This is a genomic window from Pseudarthrobacter cellobiosi, assembly GCF_023913755.1.
GTDB classification, from domain to species: domain Bacteria; phylum Actinomycetota; class Actinomycetes; order Actinomycetales; family Micrococcaceae; genus Arthrobacter; species Arthrobacter cellobiosi.
This window is the reverse complement of record NZ_JAMXBJ010000042.1, coordinates 35,771-49,827: the sequence shown is the minus strand read 5'-3', so window position 1 is coordinate 49,827 and position 14,057 is coordinate 35,771. Positions and strand designations below refer to the sequence as shown.

Sequence of the window (14,057 nt, the reverse complement as noted above, 5' to 3'; positions counted from 1 at the left end):
CCATGCACATTTCCGCCAAGGACCTGGCCGCCCTCATCCCTGCGGACTTCACGCTGGGCGTGGCCACGGCGGCCTTCCAGATCGAGGGAGCCCTTACTGAAGACGGCAGGGGCACGGCGGGCTGGGACGTGTTTTCGGCCAAGGAAGGTGCCATCGTGGGCGGGCACAGCCCGGCCGTAGCCTGCGACCACTACCACCGCATGCCCGGCGATGTTGCCCTTATGAAGCAGCTGGGTGTCGACTCGTACCGGTTCTCACTGTCCTGGCCCCGGATCCAGCCCAACGGCAGCGGCCCGGTGAACCCTGCCGGGCTGGCGTTCTATGACCGGCTTCTGGACGAACTCCTGGCCAACGGGATTTCGCCCATGGTCACCCTCTATCACTGGGACACTCCGCTGGCACTGGACGACGCCGGCGGCTGGATGAATCGCGATACCGCCTACCGCCTGGGGGAGTTCGCCGCGATTGCCGCTGCTGCGTACGGCGACCGCGTTGCCCGATGGGTCACCATCAACGAGCCCGCCACGGTCAGCACCAACGGCTACACCATGGGCCTGCACTCACCGGGCGAAGCACTTATGGTCAACGCGTTGCCTACCGTGCACCACCAGCTTCTGGGCCACGGGCTCGCGATGCAGGCATTGCGGGCGGCGGGGGTCCCAGGCGAGATCGGGATGACCAACGTGTACTCGCCTATGGTCCCGAACTCCATCAACCCCCTGGACTGGATGAGTGCGGGCCTGATGGACATCGCCCAGAACCGGCTGTACGCGGACCCCGTCCTCACTGGCCAATATCCGGATATCATCCGCGCCGCGAAGTTCTTCGGCTCATTCGAACATCCGGACGAGGACATGGAGATCATCTCCCAGCCGCTGGATTTCTACGGCCTGAACTACTACATGCCCACGAAGGTGGCTTTCGGTCCTGGTGAAGGGGCTGTGCCGGCGAGCATGGCGGAGGCCATGGGCAGTGACTTGAGTGCGGCAGGCAACGGCTCCACGCCGTTCCACGTCGAGGCCTGGCCCGAAGCGGACATCACCTCCTACGGCTGGCCGGTGAAGCCCGAGTACATGGGGGTGGCGTTGAAAGAGATGGCAGAGCGGTACCCGCATCTGCCGCCGGTGATCATCACCGAGGGCGGGGCGAGTTTCGAGGACATCATCGTCCGTGACAAGTCCACCAACACCACCTTCATCCCGGACGAGCGGCGGCTGAAATACCTGTCGGACCACATCGAGTCAGCGCTGAAGGCCACGGCCCCGGGCGGTGACGCAGAGGGCATCGACCTGCGGGGCTACTACGTGTGGTCGCTCCTGGACAATTTCGAATGGTCGGCAGGCTACAACCAGCCGTTCGGCCTGCTGCATGTTGATTTCGAGACCCTGGAGCGCACGCCGAAGGCGTCCTACTTCTGGCTTCAGGAGCTCATCGAGGAGCGGAACCTTGCCGCGACGGCGGGTGCCGCCGTCGCGCAGGCCGCCAGTGAGGAACCGGACACTGCCGCTGATCCCGAAACGGCGGTATCTCCCGACGACGGCGTGACCACCTCAGGTGCCACCGCCTAGTGTCCTGGGAACCTAGCCGGCGTGGTGCGCGTCCTCCGGGTCCTCGGGTGAGTCATCGCGACGTTCCTTCACCAGCTTGCTGGCACTCACCAGCCGTAGCGCGGTCACCAGCAGGACCCCGCCAAGCACATTAAAGACCACTACATAGGAAAACCAGCCGAGCCATTGAAGGTAGTTGATGTCAGCACCCGTGTGGATGGCACCGAAGATCAGCAGCGAGTCCAGGATCGAGTGGAAGAGCTGCAGCCCGTAGAGCAGGAAAGCGCCAACGACGGCGGCCGCGATCTTGCCGGTGACGCTGTCCGTCCCGTGCTGCATGCGGGTCATCAACGTGATGGTGCTCCCCGCCAACACGGCAAGACACACGGTTTTCCAGTTAAACCCGGCGTCGAGATAGTGGGTGGCTTCCTTCGTGATGGTCTCGCTCCACTGCGGGAACGCTGTCATGATCAATGCCATGAACAGCCAACCGCCCACCAGGTTAGCGATGAGTGTGCCGCCCCAGAGCTTCCCGAGCTGCGCGTAGCTTGCCTCCCGTGCGACGACCGCGGCAATGGGCACCAGGAAGCCTTCCGTGAACAGCTCGCTCTTGGCCAGCAGGAGGGCGATGAGGCCTGCACTGAACGCCAATCCCGCGAGAAGGTGGTTCTCGGTCTCATATAGAACGCCGAGGTACGCCATAATGCCAACGCCTATTTCAAACCCGCCGAACAAGCCGGTGATGAGCACGTCCCGAAAGGAGCGGTTCAGCCGCTGCGCGCCTTCCTCAACCGTGCGGTCGAAGGATTCCTCCACCTCCTCCTCAACCGGGCCTGGATTGTCGCCAAGTTCCCGCCGCCGCGCATCGCCGTCGGTGTCGCTCATGCGTGTCGCCTATCCGCCTGAAAGTGTGTGGTGATTGATCTAGAGGAGGTCCAGGACCTTGAGCTGCTTGGCCATCCCCGCGCCGTCCGGCGAATAGATCCAGGGCACCACAGAGGTGGTGTGGTCGCCGTTCTCGGAGTGCCCGCCGGCGAAGACGGACTCGCTGACGGAGAGCTGCCGGATGGCGATCGCGGCCACCTTGTCGGCGTTTTCCTGGGCGAAGCCTGAGTAGATCTGTTCGTCATGCTGGCCGTTGTCGCCGATCAGGAGCCACCGCATGTCCGGGAATTCCTTGGCGAGGCGCTCCAGGTTGCGGTGCTTATGCTCCTGCCCGCTGCGGAACCAGCGGTCCTGGGTCAGGCCCCAGTCGGTGAGCAGGAGGGCGCCGGATGGATACATGTTCCGGCCCAGGAACCGCGCCAGGGTGGGGGCAGCATTCCACGGACCCGTGGACAGGTAGATAACGGGCGCGTCCGGGTGTTCAATGGTGAGCCTTTCCAGCAGGACCGCCATCCCCGGCGTCGCCATCCGGGCCCGTTCGCTGAGGACAAACGTGTTCCACAGGGCCAGGAATGGCCTCGGCAGGGCGGTGACCATCACGGTGTCGTCGATGTCGGACACGATGCCGAACTTCGCATCGGCATCGATCACCTGGATCAGCGTCTCCACGGGTTCGGTCCCGTCAGCCTGCAGGATGGCGGTGTGCCAGCCCGGCGGGAGCTGCACGTCCACCACGGTGTCGATCAGGCCGCCCCGGTCCGCCCGGACCCGGGTGGTGACGCCGCCGATGGTAATTTCCACCTCGATGAACTGCAGGGGGACGCTGGTGAAGGCCCGCCAGCCGCGGACGTTTTGCGTGCCGTTGCGGGCCGCCTGCTCGGCCCGGCTGCCCGGGGCCGGATTCTTGGTCAACAGGACGCGGCCGAGCACGCGTACCCAGCCGGTTGAACCGTAGCCCTGGTACGCGATGGTCTTCGGTGCGAAATTCCAGCCCTTGGCGAGCTGGATTCGGACGGCGTTGACGACGGCGGAGATCCGGTGCGCCAGGCGTAAAAGCTGGGTGCCGGACAGCGGTGCGGGGTGCGGAGTGTTCTGCGGTGAATTCTGAGGAGCCCTGTCCATGTCTCCACTCTGCCACAGCGCAGCCGCTCGCCCGGCACGTCCGGCGGTCCCGCCGTCGTACGTGACGTCAGCCCTCAATCAGGAACCCGGAGTGCCCACCCAACCCCGTCGGCAATCCTTGTGGCAGTGTATGGGAATGGCGCGCATTGAAGATTATGCAGTAGTTGGCGACCTCCACACCGGCGCCCTGGTCAGCACCGAGGGCTCCATCGACTGGCTTTGCCTGCCGCGCTTCGACTCCCCGGCATGTTTCAACGCGCTCCTGGATACGCCGGAGGCCGGACGCTGGCTACTGGCACCCGAGAGCGGCGGCACCTGCACCAGGCGCGGCTACCGGGAGGGGACCCTGATCCTGGAAACAGAATGGGAAACCCCGGAGGGCACCGTCAGGGTTATTGACTTTATGCCACCACGTGATGAGGTGGCGGACATCGTGCGGATCGTCGAGGGCGTGAGCGGAAGCGTCAGGATGCACGGCGAACTGGCGCTGAGGTTCGACTACGGGCATATCGTTCCCTGGGTGCGGCGCGACAGGCACGGCCTGCATGCCATCGCCGGCCCGGACTCCGTCTACTTCGTCACCAAGGCGCCGCTTCACGGCGAGAACATGCACTCCGTCAGTGACTTCACAGTCCACGCGGGGGAGCGCATCCCCTTTGTCCTGACGTGGGCGCCCAGCCACGTTCCCCGCCCGCACACGGTGGACGCCGAGGTAGTGCTGGGCACCACCCTGGCCTTCTGGCGCGGCTGGGCTTCCCAATTCACCGTCCAAGGCAAGTACCAGGACGCCGTGCTCCGTTCACTGGTGACCCTGAAAGCCCTGACCTACGCTCCCACCGGCGGCATCGTCGCGGCCGTGACAACGTCCCTCCCGGAACAGCTCGGCGGTCCTCGCAACTGGGATTACCGCTACTGCTGGCTGCGGGACGCCACCATGACGCTGCAGGCGCTGCTGGCCGCCGGCTATACCACCGAGGCAGCCGCCTGGCGTGACTGGCTCCTCCGCGCAGTGGCGGGCGATCCGGCCGACCTGCAGATCATGTACGGGATCCACGGCGAACGCAGGCTTCCGGAGATGGAACTGCCTTGGCTTGCGGGCTATGAGAATTCCAAACCCGTGCGGACCGGCAACGGCGCGGCGGAGCAGCTTCAGCTGGACGTCTGGGGCGAGGTGCTGGATTGCCTTGCGCTGACCAGGAACTCCCTGCTGAAGCACACGGACGAATCCTGGGATGTGCAGGTTGCCCTGATGCAGCACTTGGAGACCATCTGGGACCAGCCGGACAACGGACTCTGGGAGATGCGCGGGCCGCGGCGTCATTTCACCCATTCCAAGGTGATGGCTTGGGTGGCCGCAGACCGGATGGTTAAGGGTGTCCGCGATTTCGGCCTGCCCGGCCCCGTGGAACGCTGGGAGGCCCTTCGCGACACCATCCACCGGGACGTCATGGCCAACGGCTTCGACCCCGTCCGCAACACTTTTGTGCAGGCGTATGGCAGGCCCGAACTGGATGCCAGCCTGCTGTTGATCCCGCGGGTGGGCTTCCTGTCGCCGGATGATCCCCGGGTGCTGGGGACCATTGACGCGATCCAGCGGGAGCTCACCGAAGACGGTTTTGTGCTCCGCTACCGTCCCGCCGACAGCGACGACGGCCTCCCGGGAGACGAAGGGGTGTTCCTGGCCTGCTCGTTCTGGTTGGTGGAGGCCCTGCTGGGCGCGGGACGCACCGAGGAGTCCACCGAACTCTTCGAGCGGTTGCTCGAACTCCGCAACGATGTGGGCCTGCTCAGCGAGGAATGGGGCGTCAGGGCAGGGCGGCAGCTGGGCAATACGCCCCAGGCCTTCAGTCACTTCGCGCTTGTGACAAGCGCTCTTGAGCTTCATCAGGATACGGTTCGCCGCAGTGACACACCTATTCCCCCGGAGACAGACAGGTAGGGCAATGAGGGCCTGAGGGCCTGCCCCGCTCTTCACGTCCGGGAGAAAGGTAAGTATACTTACTAGACTTGCGGAGCGCTCCTAATGGGGCTCAGCGCCGCGACTGAACGAGGGGTGGTTGTAATGGCCGGACATTTTGAGCTGGTGGATGCGCCTGACGGCGGCTACAGGGTACGGATGTTGGATGGTTCAGGAAGCCTGATGGCTATCTCGGTGACCTTCCCAACGAAGCGCGCAGCGGTGGCCGGCATTGCGATGGCCCGCGAGATTGCCGGCACAGGCCTGATCAGGGACTTCAGCAACAACGGTGCCGGAACCGTGATCCGGGATCGGATTGGCCCCACGTCATCCCCGAAGGATAGCGCCGCCCGCGGCAAGAAGCTGTCCGGGGCCGCTCGCGCTGTAGTCGGGTGATCACCCAGAGCCACGCCCTGGTCCGCGGGCGGCGATGGGGCGTCTTGTTTGACGTTGATGGGACCCTGGTGGACTCCGCCTACATCCACACGCTCGCGTGGTGGCAGGCGTTCCGACAGCACCAGCATGACGTCCCCATGGCCGCCATTCACCGGTGCGTCGGGATGGGTGGCGATCGTTTGGTGGACACGCTTCTTCCTGCTGGCCGGGACCGCGAGGCCGACGCCGACATCCTGGCCAGCCATGCGGCAGTCTTCGCGCAGAGCTGGCCGTCGCTGCGACCGTTCGACGGCGCCAAGGAGCTGCTTGCGCAGTGTCACGCCGGGGGACTCGCCGTCGCCCTGGCATCATCGGCACGAACGCAGGATCTGAAGGCCACCCGCAAAGCCCTTGGTGCGGACTCGTTCATCCATGCCGCCACCAGCGCGGACGATGCGAAGGCAAGCAAGCCGGCCCCGGACATCCTCGTGGCCGCGCTTGAAGCTGTTGGTGTGGCCGCGGCCGGAGCAGTCTATGTGGGGGATGCGGTGTGGGACATGCAAGCTGCTGCCGCGTTGGGAATCCCTGCCATCGGCGTCACCTGCGGCGGGACCAGCGCCGCCGAACTACGCGAGGCAGGCGCGGCCGAGGTCTACGACGGCCCCCGGGACCTCCTGGACAACCTGCAGGCAAGCGCCATCGGCAGGCTGCTGACGCTGGAATCGAACCCCGCTGGCGCCCAGTAGCGCGAGGGGACACTTGTGGCCCTCCGCGCGGGGGCTTAACTGTCCGTTCGCGCTGGTGCCGGGGCCGGTGGAGGGGTTAGAGGGGCAACAGGGCTGAGAGGTCCGCGCGCAGTCCGGAGGCGGACACTCTGCTCGCCGCGACAGCGTCCGTCCAGCTCAACTGGCCAGTCACCATGCCGAGCCAGGTGGCGGCGTCGCACTCGATCACGTTGGGCGGGGTTCCGCGGGTGTGCCGCGGTCCCTCCACGCACTGGGTGACGCCGAACGGCGGCACCCGCACTTCCACCGAGTTCCCCGGTGCCCGCGCGGTTACCTCCTCCAGCGTGTACCGCACGGCCGTTGCGGTGACGTTGCGGGGGAGCGGAACGTCCGACGGCGACGCGGCGGCTTCCTGCCATGCGGCCAGCGCCGCTGTGCCTTCCTCAATGCCGATCCGACGGCGCGCTACAGCCATGTCAGTCCAGGAGGGCGGACACGGCCGGACCCAGACGGATCTTGCCCACCTCGTGGCTGCCGCCCATCACCGGGGCAACCACTTTTTCGAGAACGCTTGAGACGCCGGGGATATCCACGGCGCCAACCGCGGCGAGGAGGGTCAGTCCCACCAGCGAAGTGGCGCGCAGGTTCCCGTCCAGCATCTTGATGGCCACCGAGACACCCTGGGGTGTGGCCATGGCCAGGACTCCCTCGGCGCCGATCTTGGCGATGATGCCCAGCTCGTCCATCACGATGGTGTTGGCCTCGCCGCGGCCCTGGACGGCCCACGGGTAGTCGAGCATGGAGGTGGTGATGGTGGCAGCGCGGGCGTTGGAGTTCTTGTCGCCAGGGGCCTTGGCCAGCATCGAATAGGCGCGGGCCAGCCCGGTCAGCGAAATAGCAGCAACTGGGGCACCGCAGCCGTCAATGCCCAGATGGGCGATGTGCTCGCCGCTGTATTCCTCGATCACGCTGCGGATGCGCTGCTGCAGGGGATGGTTGGGCTCGAGGTAGCTGTGGGTGTCCCAGCCGTTTTCCGTGCAGGCCCACAGGAAAGCGGCGTGCTTCCCGGAGCAGTTGAAGGCTAGCTTCGATTTGCCCTTTTCGGAACGGACCAGCCAGTTACGGGCCGTCTCGTCCTGCGGCCAGGCGGCGGGGCACTGGAGCTGGTCCTCCCGGACGCCGGCGGCCTTGAGCATCCCCTCCACCACATCCATATGGTCCAGGGAACCGACGTGGCTGCCGCAGGCCACTGCAACCTGCGCGCCGCGCAGGGGTACGCCGGACTGCATGGACGCCAGGGCCTGCAGCGGTTTGAGCGCGGAACGTGCGTACAGGGGAGTCCGGATGTCGCCGAGTTCGGTGACGACGGACCCGTCGGAGGACAGTACGACGGCGGAGCCAATATGCCGGGACTCCACAAAACCGCTTCGTTCAACAACGGCGAGTTCGACGGCGGAGTCCACGGTGAACGTGGCATGCGGGTTGTGCGGCATGTTGCCAGTCTAGGGGCGGAATCGTCGAATGCCGGGCTACTCCACGGTGACCATGACGGACTGCCAGCCGGAGGCGCCGTCGGGCACCGGATCGGCCCGCTGATCGGTCTGGACCTCGCCTGTTCCGTCGGTGGCGCGGACCTTGATGTAGTGCGGTCCGGGTGTGGCTTCCCAGTCGAAGGACCACTGGCGCCACGTGATGAGGGACGCCTCGGTGGACAGGACGGCCTCGGTCCAGGGGTTGTTGTCGATCTGGACTTCCACCTTGGTGATGCCGCGGGTCTGCGCCCATGCCGTGCCGCCGATCGCCACCCGGCCGGCGGGGACCTTGGCGAAGGACTTCGGGACTTCCACCCGGGCCATGGTCTTGATGGGGCCGCGCTCGGACCAGCCGCGCTGGGTCCAGTAGGCCTTGCTGTCCGCAAACCGCGTCACTTCCAGGTCCACCACCCACTTGGTGGCGGAGACAAAACCGTACAGCCCGGGCACCACCATCCGGACCGGATAGCCGTGCTCCAGCGGCAGGGGCTCACCGTTCATGCCGATCGCCAGCATGGCGTCGCGGTCATCCTGCAGGACCTCCAGCGGCGTGGAGGCGCTGAAGCCATCGATCGACGTCGACAGCACCATGTCCGCGCCGTCCTTGGGACGTGCCCTCTTGAGGACCTCGCGAATGGGAAGGCCGAGCCAGCGTGCGTTCCCGGCGAGGTTTCCGCCCACGGGATTGGAGACACAGGTGAGGGTCACGTGCGATTCGATGAGGTCGGCGTCGAGCAGGTCCTGGAACGTGAGACGGACTTCTTCCTCCACCAGCCCGTGCACGCGGAGCTCCCAGTCATCGGCATTGATTTCGGGGACGCTGAGGGCGGTATCGATCCGGTAGAAGTCCCCGTTGGGCGTGATCCAGGGTGTCACGCCGGCAGCGGGGGACTGGACGCCGGCGGGCACAGCCGCGGCGGCCTTTGCCGGGGCGGGCAGTTGCAGGGCATCGCGGGCCTTGGAGACGTTGCTGCGCGCGGCACTGAGCAGGCGTCCGCCCGTGGCCGCGATCCCGGCGCCGATCACGGTGATCCCGGCGGCGGCGAAGAAGCGGCGGCGGCTGGTGGCGGGACGGTCAGGTTCCTCAGCGCCCGTGTCGGCAGGCGCCTCAGGCCAGGACTTCAGCCGCCAGAGCGGGACGATCAGCAGCCGCAGCACTACCAGCCCGGCAATTGTGCCCAGCACGGTGGGGATGGCATCCAACGGCTTCACGCTGGCCCGCGTCACCACGCTGGCCACGATCACCGCGCCCATAAGCAGCACACCGGCCACGCCTAGCGCCCACTTGCGGTAGGCCACCACACCAAGCACGCAAGCCAGCAGGAAAATGGTCAGGCCCATCCCCACAAACAGCGCGGCTTTGTCATTGGTGCCAAACGTGGCGATGGCAAAGTCCTTCATCCACGGCGGTGTGAAGTCGATGAACGTGGACCCCAACGCGATCACCGGGGTTGCCCGGGCGGTAAAGAACGCTCCGATCAGCTCCGCAACGGAAAGTACGACGGCGGCAGCCGCCACGCCTGCCAGCGCGGCCATTGCGGCGGGACCCTTGAGCCACTTCAGAAGCTTCTTCATGCCTTGGATTCGTTGCGGCGGGCCGCAGGGATGGCCGGACGGGGACACTGCTTAGGAACACCCTTAGGAAACGGCAGGGTGCACAAAGTACCCTTGGGGACTGTGAAGGTACTCGTCATTGGCCCTGGAGGCCGCGAACACGCCATTGTCCGCTCCCTGCTCGCCGACCCCAACGTTTCCGAGGTCCATGCAGCTCCCGGCAACGCCGGCATCAGCAAACTGGTCCCCACCCACAACATTGACGGGAATGATCCCGACGCCGTCGCGGCACTGGCCACCAAGCTCGGCGTGGACCTCGTCGTGGTGGGCCCCGAGGCGCCGCTGGCTGCCGGGGTATCCGACGCCGTCCGCGACGCCGGCATTCCGGTCTTTGGCCCCAGCAAGGCCGCGGCCCAGCTGGAAGCCTCCAAAGCGTTCGCCAAGGAAGTCATGGCCGAAGCGGGAGTCCCCACAGCCATGGCGATGGTGGCCACAAACGCCGAGGAAGCCGCCGCGGCCCTCGACACCTTCGGCGCCCCCTACGTGGTGAAGGACGACGGCCTCGCGGCCGGCAAGGGCGTAGTGGTCACCAACAACCGCGACGAAGCCCTGGCCCACGCGCAGACGTGCTTCGACGCCGCCGGCACCGTGGTGATCGAGGAATTCCTCGATGGCCCCGAGGTGTCCGTTTTTGTCCTGTGCGACGGCCGCAACACCGTGGCGCTGTCCCCGGCGCAGGACTTCAAGCGCATCTTCGACAACGACGAAGGCCCCAACACCGGCGGCATGGGTGCCTACACGCCGCTGGAATGGGCTCCCGCCGGACTGGTCCAGGAAGTCATCGACCGGGTGGCCCAGCCCACGGTCAACGAGATGGCGAACCGCGGCACCCCGTTCGTGGGTGTGCTATTTGTTGGCTTGGCGCTGACTACGCGCGGCACCCGCGTCATCGAATTCAACGTCCGCTTCGGCGACCCCGAGACGCAGGCCGTGCTGGCCCGGCTCAAAACCCCCCTGGGTGCGCTGCTGCTGGCAGCCGCCAAGGGCGAACTGGACAAGGCAGACGAGCTGCGCTGGTCCAAGGAGACTGCCGTCGCCGTCGTCGTCGCGTCCGAAAACTACCCGGACTCCCCGCGCACCGGTGACCGCATCCGCGGACTCAAGAAGGTGGATGAGCTCGACGGCGTGCACGTGATCCACGCAGGCACCGCGCTCGACGACGACGGCAAGGTTATCTCCGCCGGCGGCCGGGTGCTCGCCGTCGTTGCTCTCGGCAGCGACCTGGTGGAGGCCCGGGAACGGGCCTACGACGGCGTGGAGCTGGTTCAGCTGGAAGGCTCCCAGTTCCGGACGGACATCGGCCGCAAGGCCGCCCGCGGCGAAATCAAGGTAACGGCCTTGGCCACCGGATCTGCCACCGGATCGCTCCCTGTCACGAAGGCGAAGGCGAAGGCATAACATGACCGAGAATTCCGCCCAGGAACCACAGCAGCCCCGCGGCTTCAGCACCGAAACCCTGGACCTGCCGGGCTGGACGCACGTTTACTCCGGCAAGGTCCGCGACCTCTACGAACCGGCGGACGAAGCCATCCGCCAGCAGGTGGGACAGGACTGCGTCCTGGTGGTGGCAAGCGACCGCATCAGCGCCTTCGACCACGTGCTGGCCAGCGAAATCCCGGACAAGGGCCGCATCCTCACGCAGTTGAGCCTGTGGTGGTTCGACCAGCTTGACGTGGTCCACCACGTGCTGGCATCCACCGTGGAAGACGGCGTTCCCGCGGCCGTGGAAGGCCGCGCGATGATCTGCAGGAAGCTGGACATGTTCCCCGTGGAATGCATCGCCCGCGGCTACCTCACCGGCACGGGACTGCTGGAGTACAAGGCCAGGGGGACCGTCTGCGAGATTCCGCTGCCGCCGGGCCTGGTGGACGGGTCCCGGCTGGAACAGGCCATCTTCACACCGTCTGCCAAGGCCGAAGTGGGCGAGCATGACGAGAACATCTCCTACAACGATGTTGTGGCCATGGTGGGGGACGACATCGCCGCACGCCTGAGCGAGCTGACCCTCAAGATCTACACCGGCGCCGAGAAGATCGCCCGCGAACGCGGCATCATCCTCGCCGACACCAAGGTGGAGTTCGGCTACGATGCCGTGTCCGGGGCCATCACCCTGGGCGATGAGGTCCTGACGCCGGATTCCTCGCGTTTCTGGGATGCGGCCACGTATGAGCCGGGCAAGGCGCAGCCTTCCTATGACAAGCAGTATGTGCGCGACTGGCTCACGTCGGCCGAATCCGGCTGGGACAAGAACTCCGACGAGGCACCGCCCGCCCTGCCGGCGGACGTCGTGGCCCGGACGCGCAGCCGCTACGTCGAGGCCTACGAGAAGATCACCGGCAGGACGTTCGCCTAGCACACCTTTGACGGGCCCGGCTTCCGGCAGGGCCCGGTCCTAGCTTGCCTTGGAGTTCTTCGCTGCTGCGGTGGCCCGCTGCTGGGCAAGCCTGATCTCAAGGACCGCGTCCAGTGCCTGCTGGACGCGGTCCGAGGCTCCCGCGGCACTGAAGGCCTTCTGCGCCTCTTCGAGGTAGACCAGGGCTTCGTCGGACTCGCCGGCGGCCTTCAGGGACTTCCCAAGCAGGAGTGAAACTTCGCCTGCCGTGTGCTTGGCCAGAGCCCCTACTTCCGAGTGGATCTCGCGGAGCTTGTTGATGGCAGCCACGATGTCGCCCGTGAGATACAGCCAGCGGGCGCGGATGAATGCAACTTCCAGCTGGTCGCTCTTGTTGCCGCCCACAATGGACAGTGCCAGTTCGGCACGCTCGATGCTGGAGAGTGTTTCCGGCTCTACGATTCCGGAGGACAGCCGGACAGCGGCCGAGGCTTTGTTGAAACGGGCCCACAGATCAATGTCGTTGGCGGGGGACAGCATCCTGGCGGCGCGCTCGTGGTACTTGATGCCCTCGGGGTAGTCGTGCCGCATAAAGGCCACGTTGCCGATCACCCAGGCAACCTCACCGGCGAGCTGGGACATGGAGTGCTCGTCCATCTGGTCATTCATGGCCTGGCAGTATTTCCAGGCCTCGTCCAGGCGGCCGCTTTCCGCCAGCGCCCCGATCAGGGCGCGGTAGGCGCCGATGATCAGGGTGGATCCGTTGGGCAGCTGGCCGCAGAGTTGTACGGCCGCCAGCGCATGTTCCACGGCATTGCTTAGCTGGCCCTGTCCCTGGCAGATAGCGGCGAGCATCTGACGGGCACGGACGGCGAGGCCGGCAGATTCCGTGGCCATCGGGTGCTCCAGGAGGTGCTGCATGATCTTTTGGCATTCCTGCCAGTTGCCCTGTTTGATCAGGCATTCGGCCTGCATGTAGGTCATGTTCCACCACGCGCTGGTGTTCTTGCCCTCCAGGGCTATCTGGGCCGCGGTGGCTGCGTGGGTGGCGGCCAGCGGGTAGTCCCTGAGGTCCCACGCCTGGCGTGCGTAGAGGCCGGCCAGGACGTACTCAGCGTCGCTGACTGTGATGGGTTGGCTCCAGGCTTCCAGCGCCTTGGGCGCCAGCTCCAGCCTGCGGGCGAGCTCCTTGATCACTTCGGCCGTCGGCTCGCGGCGGCCGGTTTCGAGGAGGGAGATATAACTGGGGGAATACAGGTCCTTGCCCAGTTCAGCCTGTGTCAGCCCACGTTCGAGTCGCTCCGCACGGAGCTTCTCCCCGAATCCGTTGCCCACGGGATTTCCTCCTAATTCTGGACAGTCTTTGTACTCAATGCTTGACAGTCCCTGTGGAAAACATTTTACAATGTATGTCAACAAGGACAGTGCTGACTTTGTAACGAATCCGACTCGTATTGAGGAACTTATATGTTGAAGAAGATTGCGGCCGCTGGCGTACTCGCTGCGGCCTTGGCATTTTCTGCGGCGGCTCCGGCTGTCCTGTCGGCAGGTTCCATCGCCGACACCACCGGCGTATCCGTAGCCGTTGGCAATTGGCCCGATCCCATGTCCAAGCCCGTCAAGGACAAGAGCGGCAACTAAACCACCAACGTTGGCAACTGGCCGACCCGATGTAAGGAATCCTCTCAGGAGGCGCGGCCCCGGGGCATGGTAATCATGCCTCGGGGCTACTTCTTTGCCCGGACACCGGCCGGTTCTGGCCGGGTACTTGACCGCCGGGAGACACAAAAGAGGGCCTCCCCTGGGGGAGACCCTCTTTGAATTGGTCGGGATGACAGGATTTGAACCTGCGACCTCGTCGTCCCGAACGACGCGCGCTACCAAGCTGCGCCACATCCCGATCCGCTGCAAAAGCAACTTTACAAGAATAGCCGACGCCGGGCCCGGATGCGAAATCGGCGGCCGCTG

The 14,057-nt window shown here is 65.7% G+C and carries 13 protein-coding genes and 1 tRNA gene; 7 read left to right on the top strand and 7 right to left on the bottom strand.

Features of this window, described 5'->3' with window-relative positions; translation table 11 throughout:
- Window positions 1-2 precede the first annotated feature (2 nt).
- Window positions 3-1,568, top strand: a complete 1,566-nt coding sequence (locus NG696_RS08975) for a glycoside hydrolase family 1 protein (RefSeq protein WP_252570418.1) — start codon at window positions 3-5, stop codon at window positions 1,566-1,568.
- 12 nt (window positions 1,569-1,580) lie between these two features.
- Here the strand turns inward: NG696_RS08975 and NG696_RS08970 are convergent, their stop codons facing one another.
- Window positions 1,581-2,432 (bottom strand): formate/nitrite transporter family protein, encoded by an 852-nt coding sequence (locus tag NG696_RS08970; RefSeq protein WP_252575216.1) that lies wholly within the window; start codon window positions 2,430-2,432, stop codon window positions 1,581-1,583.
- Between the two features lie 39 nt (window positions 2,433-2,471).
- Window positions 2,472-3,554 (bottom strand): App1 family protein phosphatidate phosphatase, encoded by a 1,083-nt coding sequence (locus NG696_RS08965; protein WP_252575214.1) that lies wholly within the window; start codon window positions 3,552-3,554, stop codon window positions 2,472-2,474.
- 136 nt (window positions 3,555-3,690) lie between these two features.
- Here NG696_RS08965 and NG696_RS08960 point away from each other — a divergent pair, with 136 nt between their 5' ends.
- From NG696_RS08960 to NG696_RS08950, 3 genes are all read left to right on the top strand, one after another.
- A complete protein-coding gene (locus NG696_RS08960) occupies window positions 3,691-5,493 on the top strand; it encodes a glycoside hydrolase family 15 protein (RefSeq protein WP_252575212.1) in 1,803 nt (600 codons plus the stop codon).
- Window positions 5,494-5,616: 123 nt separating this feature from the next.
- Complete coding sequence (locus NG696_RS08955) at window positions 5,617-5,907, top strand: YegP family protein (RefSeq protein WP_252570412.1); 291 nt, start codon at window positions 5,617-5,619, stop codon at window positions 5,905-5,907.
- A gap of 44 nt (window positions 5,908-5,951) precedes the next feature.
- Window positions 5,952-6,632 carry an HAD family hydrolase gene (locus NG696_RS08950; protein WP_252575210.1) on the top strand — a complete coding sequence of 227 codons (681 nt, stop codon included), beginning with the start codon at window positions 5,952-5,954 and terminating at the stop codon, window positions 6,630-6,632.
- Between the two features lie 76 nt (window positions 6,633-6,708).
- Here the strand turns inward: NG696_RS08950 and NG696_RS08945 are convergent, their stop codons facing one another.
- The 3 genes from NG696_RS08945 to NG696_RS08935 are packed head-to-tail and all read right to left on the bottom strand — an operon-like array spanning window position 6,709 to window position 9,718.
- Entirely contained in the window at window positions 6,709-7,086 is a 378-nt protein-coding gene (locus tag NG696_RS08945; protein WP_252575208.1) for a sterol carrier family protein, read from the bottom strand.
- 1 nt (window position 7,087) lies between these two features.
- Window positions 7,088-8,104 carry an asparaginase gene (locus tag NG696_RS08940; protein ID WP_252575206.1) on the bottom strand — a complete coding sequence of 339 codons (1,017 nt, stop codon included), beginning with the start codon at window positions 8,102-8,104 and terminating at the stop codon, window positions 7,088-7,090.
- 36 nt (window positions 8,105-8,140) lie between these two features.
- Window positions 8,141-9,718: a molybdopterin-dependent oxidoreductase gene (locus tag NG696_RS08935; protein WP_252575204.1), complete on the bottom strand. Its 1,578-nt coding sequence runs from the start codon at window positions 9,716-9,718 to the stop codon at window positions 8,141-8,143.
- Window positions 9,719-9,820: 102 nt separating this feature from the next.
- On the opposite strand from NG696_RS08935, the gene purD reads away from it, so the two are divergent.
- Both purD and NG696_RS08925 read left to right on the top strand, forming a co-directional pair.
- On the top strand, window positions 9,821-11,155 hold the full coding sequence (purD, locus tag NG696_RS08930; RefSeq protein ID WP_252570596.1) for a phosphoribosylamine--glycine ligase: 1,335 nt from the start codon (window positions 9,821-9,823) through the stop codon (window positions 11,153-11,155).
- Between the two features lies 1 nt (window position 11,156).
- Window positions 11,157-12,110: a phosphoribosylaminoimidazolesuccinocarboxamide synthase gene (locus NG696_RS08925; protein ID WP_252575202.1), complete on the top strand. Its 954-nt coding sequence runs from the start codon at window positions 11,157-11,159 to the stop codon at window positions 12,108-12,110.
- A 39-nt stretch (window positions 12,111-12,149) separates the two neighbouring features.
- Here NG696_RS08925 and NG696_RS08920 read toward each other — a convergent pair whose 3' ends face one another.
- Window positions 12,150-13,424 (bottom strand): helix-turn-helix domain-containing protein, encoded by a 1,275-nt coding sequence (locus NG696_RS08920; protein WP_252575200.1) that lies wholly within the window; start codon window positions 13,422-13,424, stop codon window positions 12,150-12,152.
- 132 nt (window positions 13,425-13,556) lie between these two features.
- On the opposite strand from NG696_RS08920, the gene NG696_RS08915 reads away from it, so the two are divergent.
- Window positions 13,557-13,730, top strand: coding sequence for a hypothetical protein (locus NG696_RS08915; protein ID WP_252575196.1), 174 nt, complete (start codon window positions 13,557-13,559; stop codon window positions 13,728-13,730).
- Between the two features lie 182 nt (window positions 13,731-13,912).
- On the opposite strand, the gene NG696_RS08910 is transcribed toward NG696_RS08915, so the two are convergent.
- Window positions 13,913-13,989 (bottom strand) — tRNA-Pro (locus tag NG696_RS08910).
- Between the last annotated feature and the right edge of the window lie 68 nt (window positions 13,990-14,057).

What these genes read in the sequence shown, in the direction of transcription:
- NG696_RS08935 (WP_252575204.1), bottom strand. Translation starts at nt 9,718, where the DNA reads ATGAAGAAGCTTCTGAAGTGGCTCAAGGGTCCCGCCGCAATGGCCGCG.
- NG696_RS08925 (WP_252575202.1), top strand. Translation starts at nt 11,157, where the DNA reads ATGACCGAGAATTCCGCCCAGGAACCACAGCAGCCCCGCGGCTTCAGC.
- NG696_RS08940 (WP_252575206.1), bottom strand. Translation starts at nt 8,104, where the DNA reads ATGCCGCACAACCCGCATGCCACGTTCACCGTGGACTCCGCCGTCGAA.
- NG696_RS08970 (WP_252575216.1), bottom strand. Translation starts at nt 2,432, where the DNA reads ATGAGCGACACCGACGGCGATGCGCGGCGGCGGGAACTTGGCGACAAT.
- NG696_RS08955 (WP_252570412.1), top strand. Translation starts at nt 5,617, where the DNA reads ATGGCCGGACATTTTGAGCTGGTGGATGCGCCTGACGGCGGCTACAGG.
- NG696_RS08965 (WP_252575214.1), bottom strand. Translation starts at nt 3,554, where the DNA reads ATGGACAGGGCTCCTCAGAATTCACCGCAGAACACTCCGCACCCCGCA.
- NG696_RS08960 (WP_252575212.1), top strand. Translation starts at nt 3,691, where the DNA reads ATGGCGCGCATTGAAGATTATGCAGTAGTTGGCGACCTCCACACCGGC.
- NG696_RS08945 (WP_252575208.1), bottom strand. Translation starts at nt 7,086, where the DNA reads ATGGCTGTAGCGCGCCGTCGGATCGGCATTGAGGAAGGCACAGCGGCG.
- NG696_RS08975 (WP_252570418.1), top strand. Translation starts at nt 3, where the DNA reads ATGCACATTTCCGCCAAGGACCTGGCCGCCCTCATCCCTGCGGACTTC.
- NG696_RS08915 (WP_252575196.1), top strand. Translation starts at nt 13,557, where the DNA reads ATGTTGAAGAAGATTGCGGCCGCTGGCGTACTCGCTGCGGCCTTGGCA.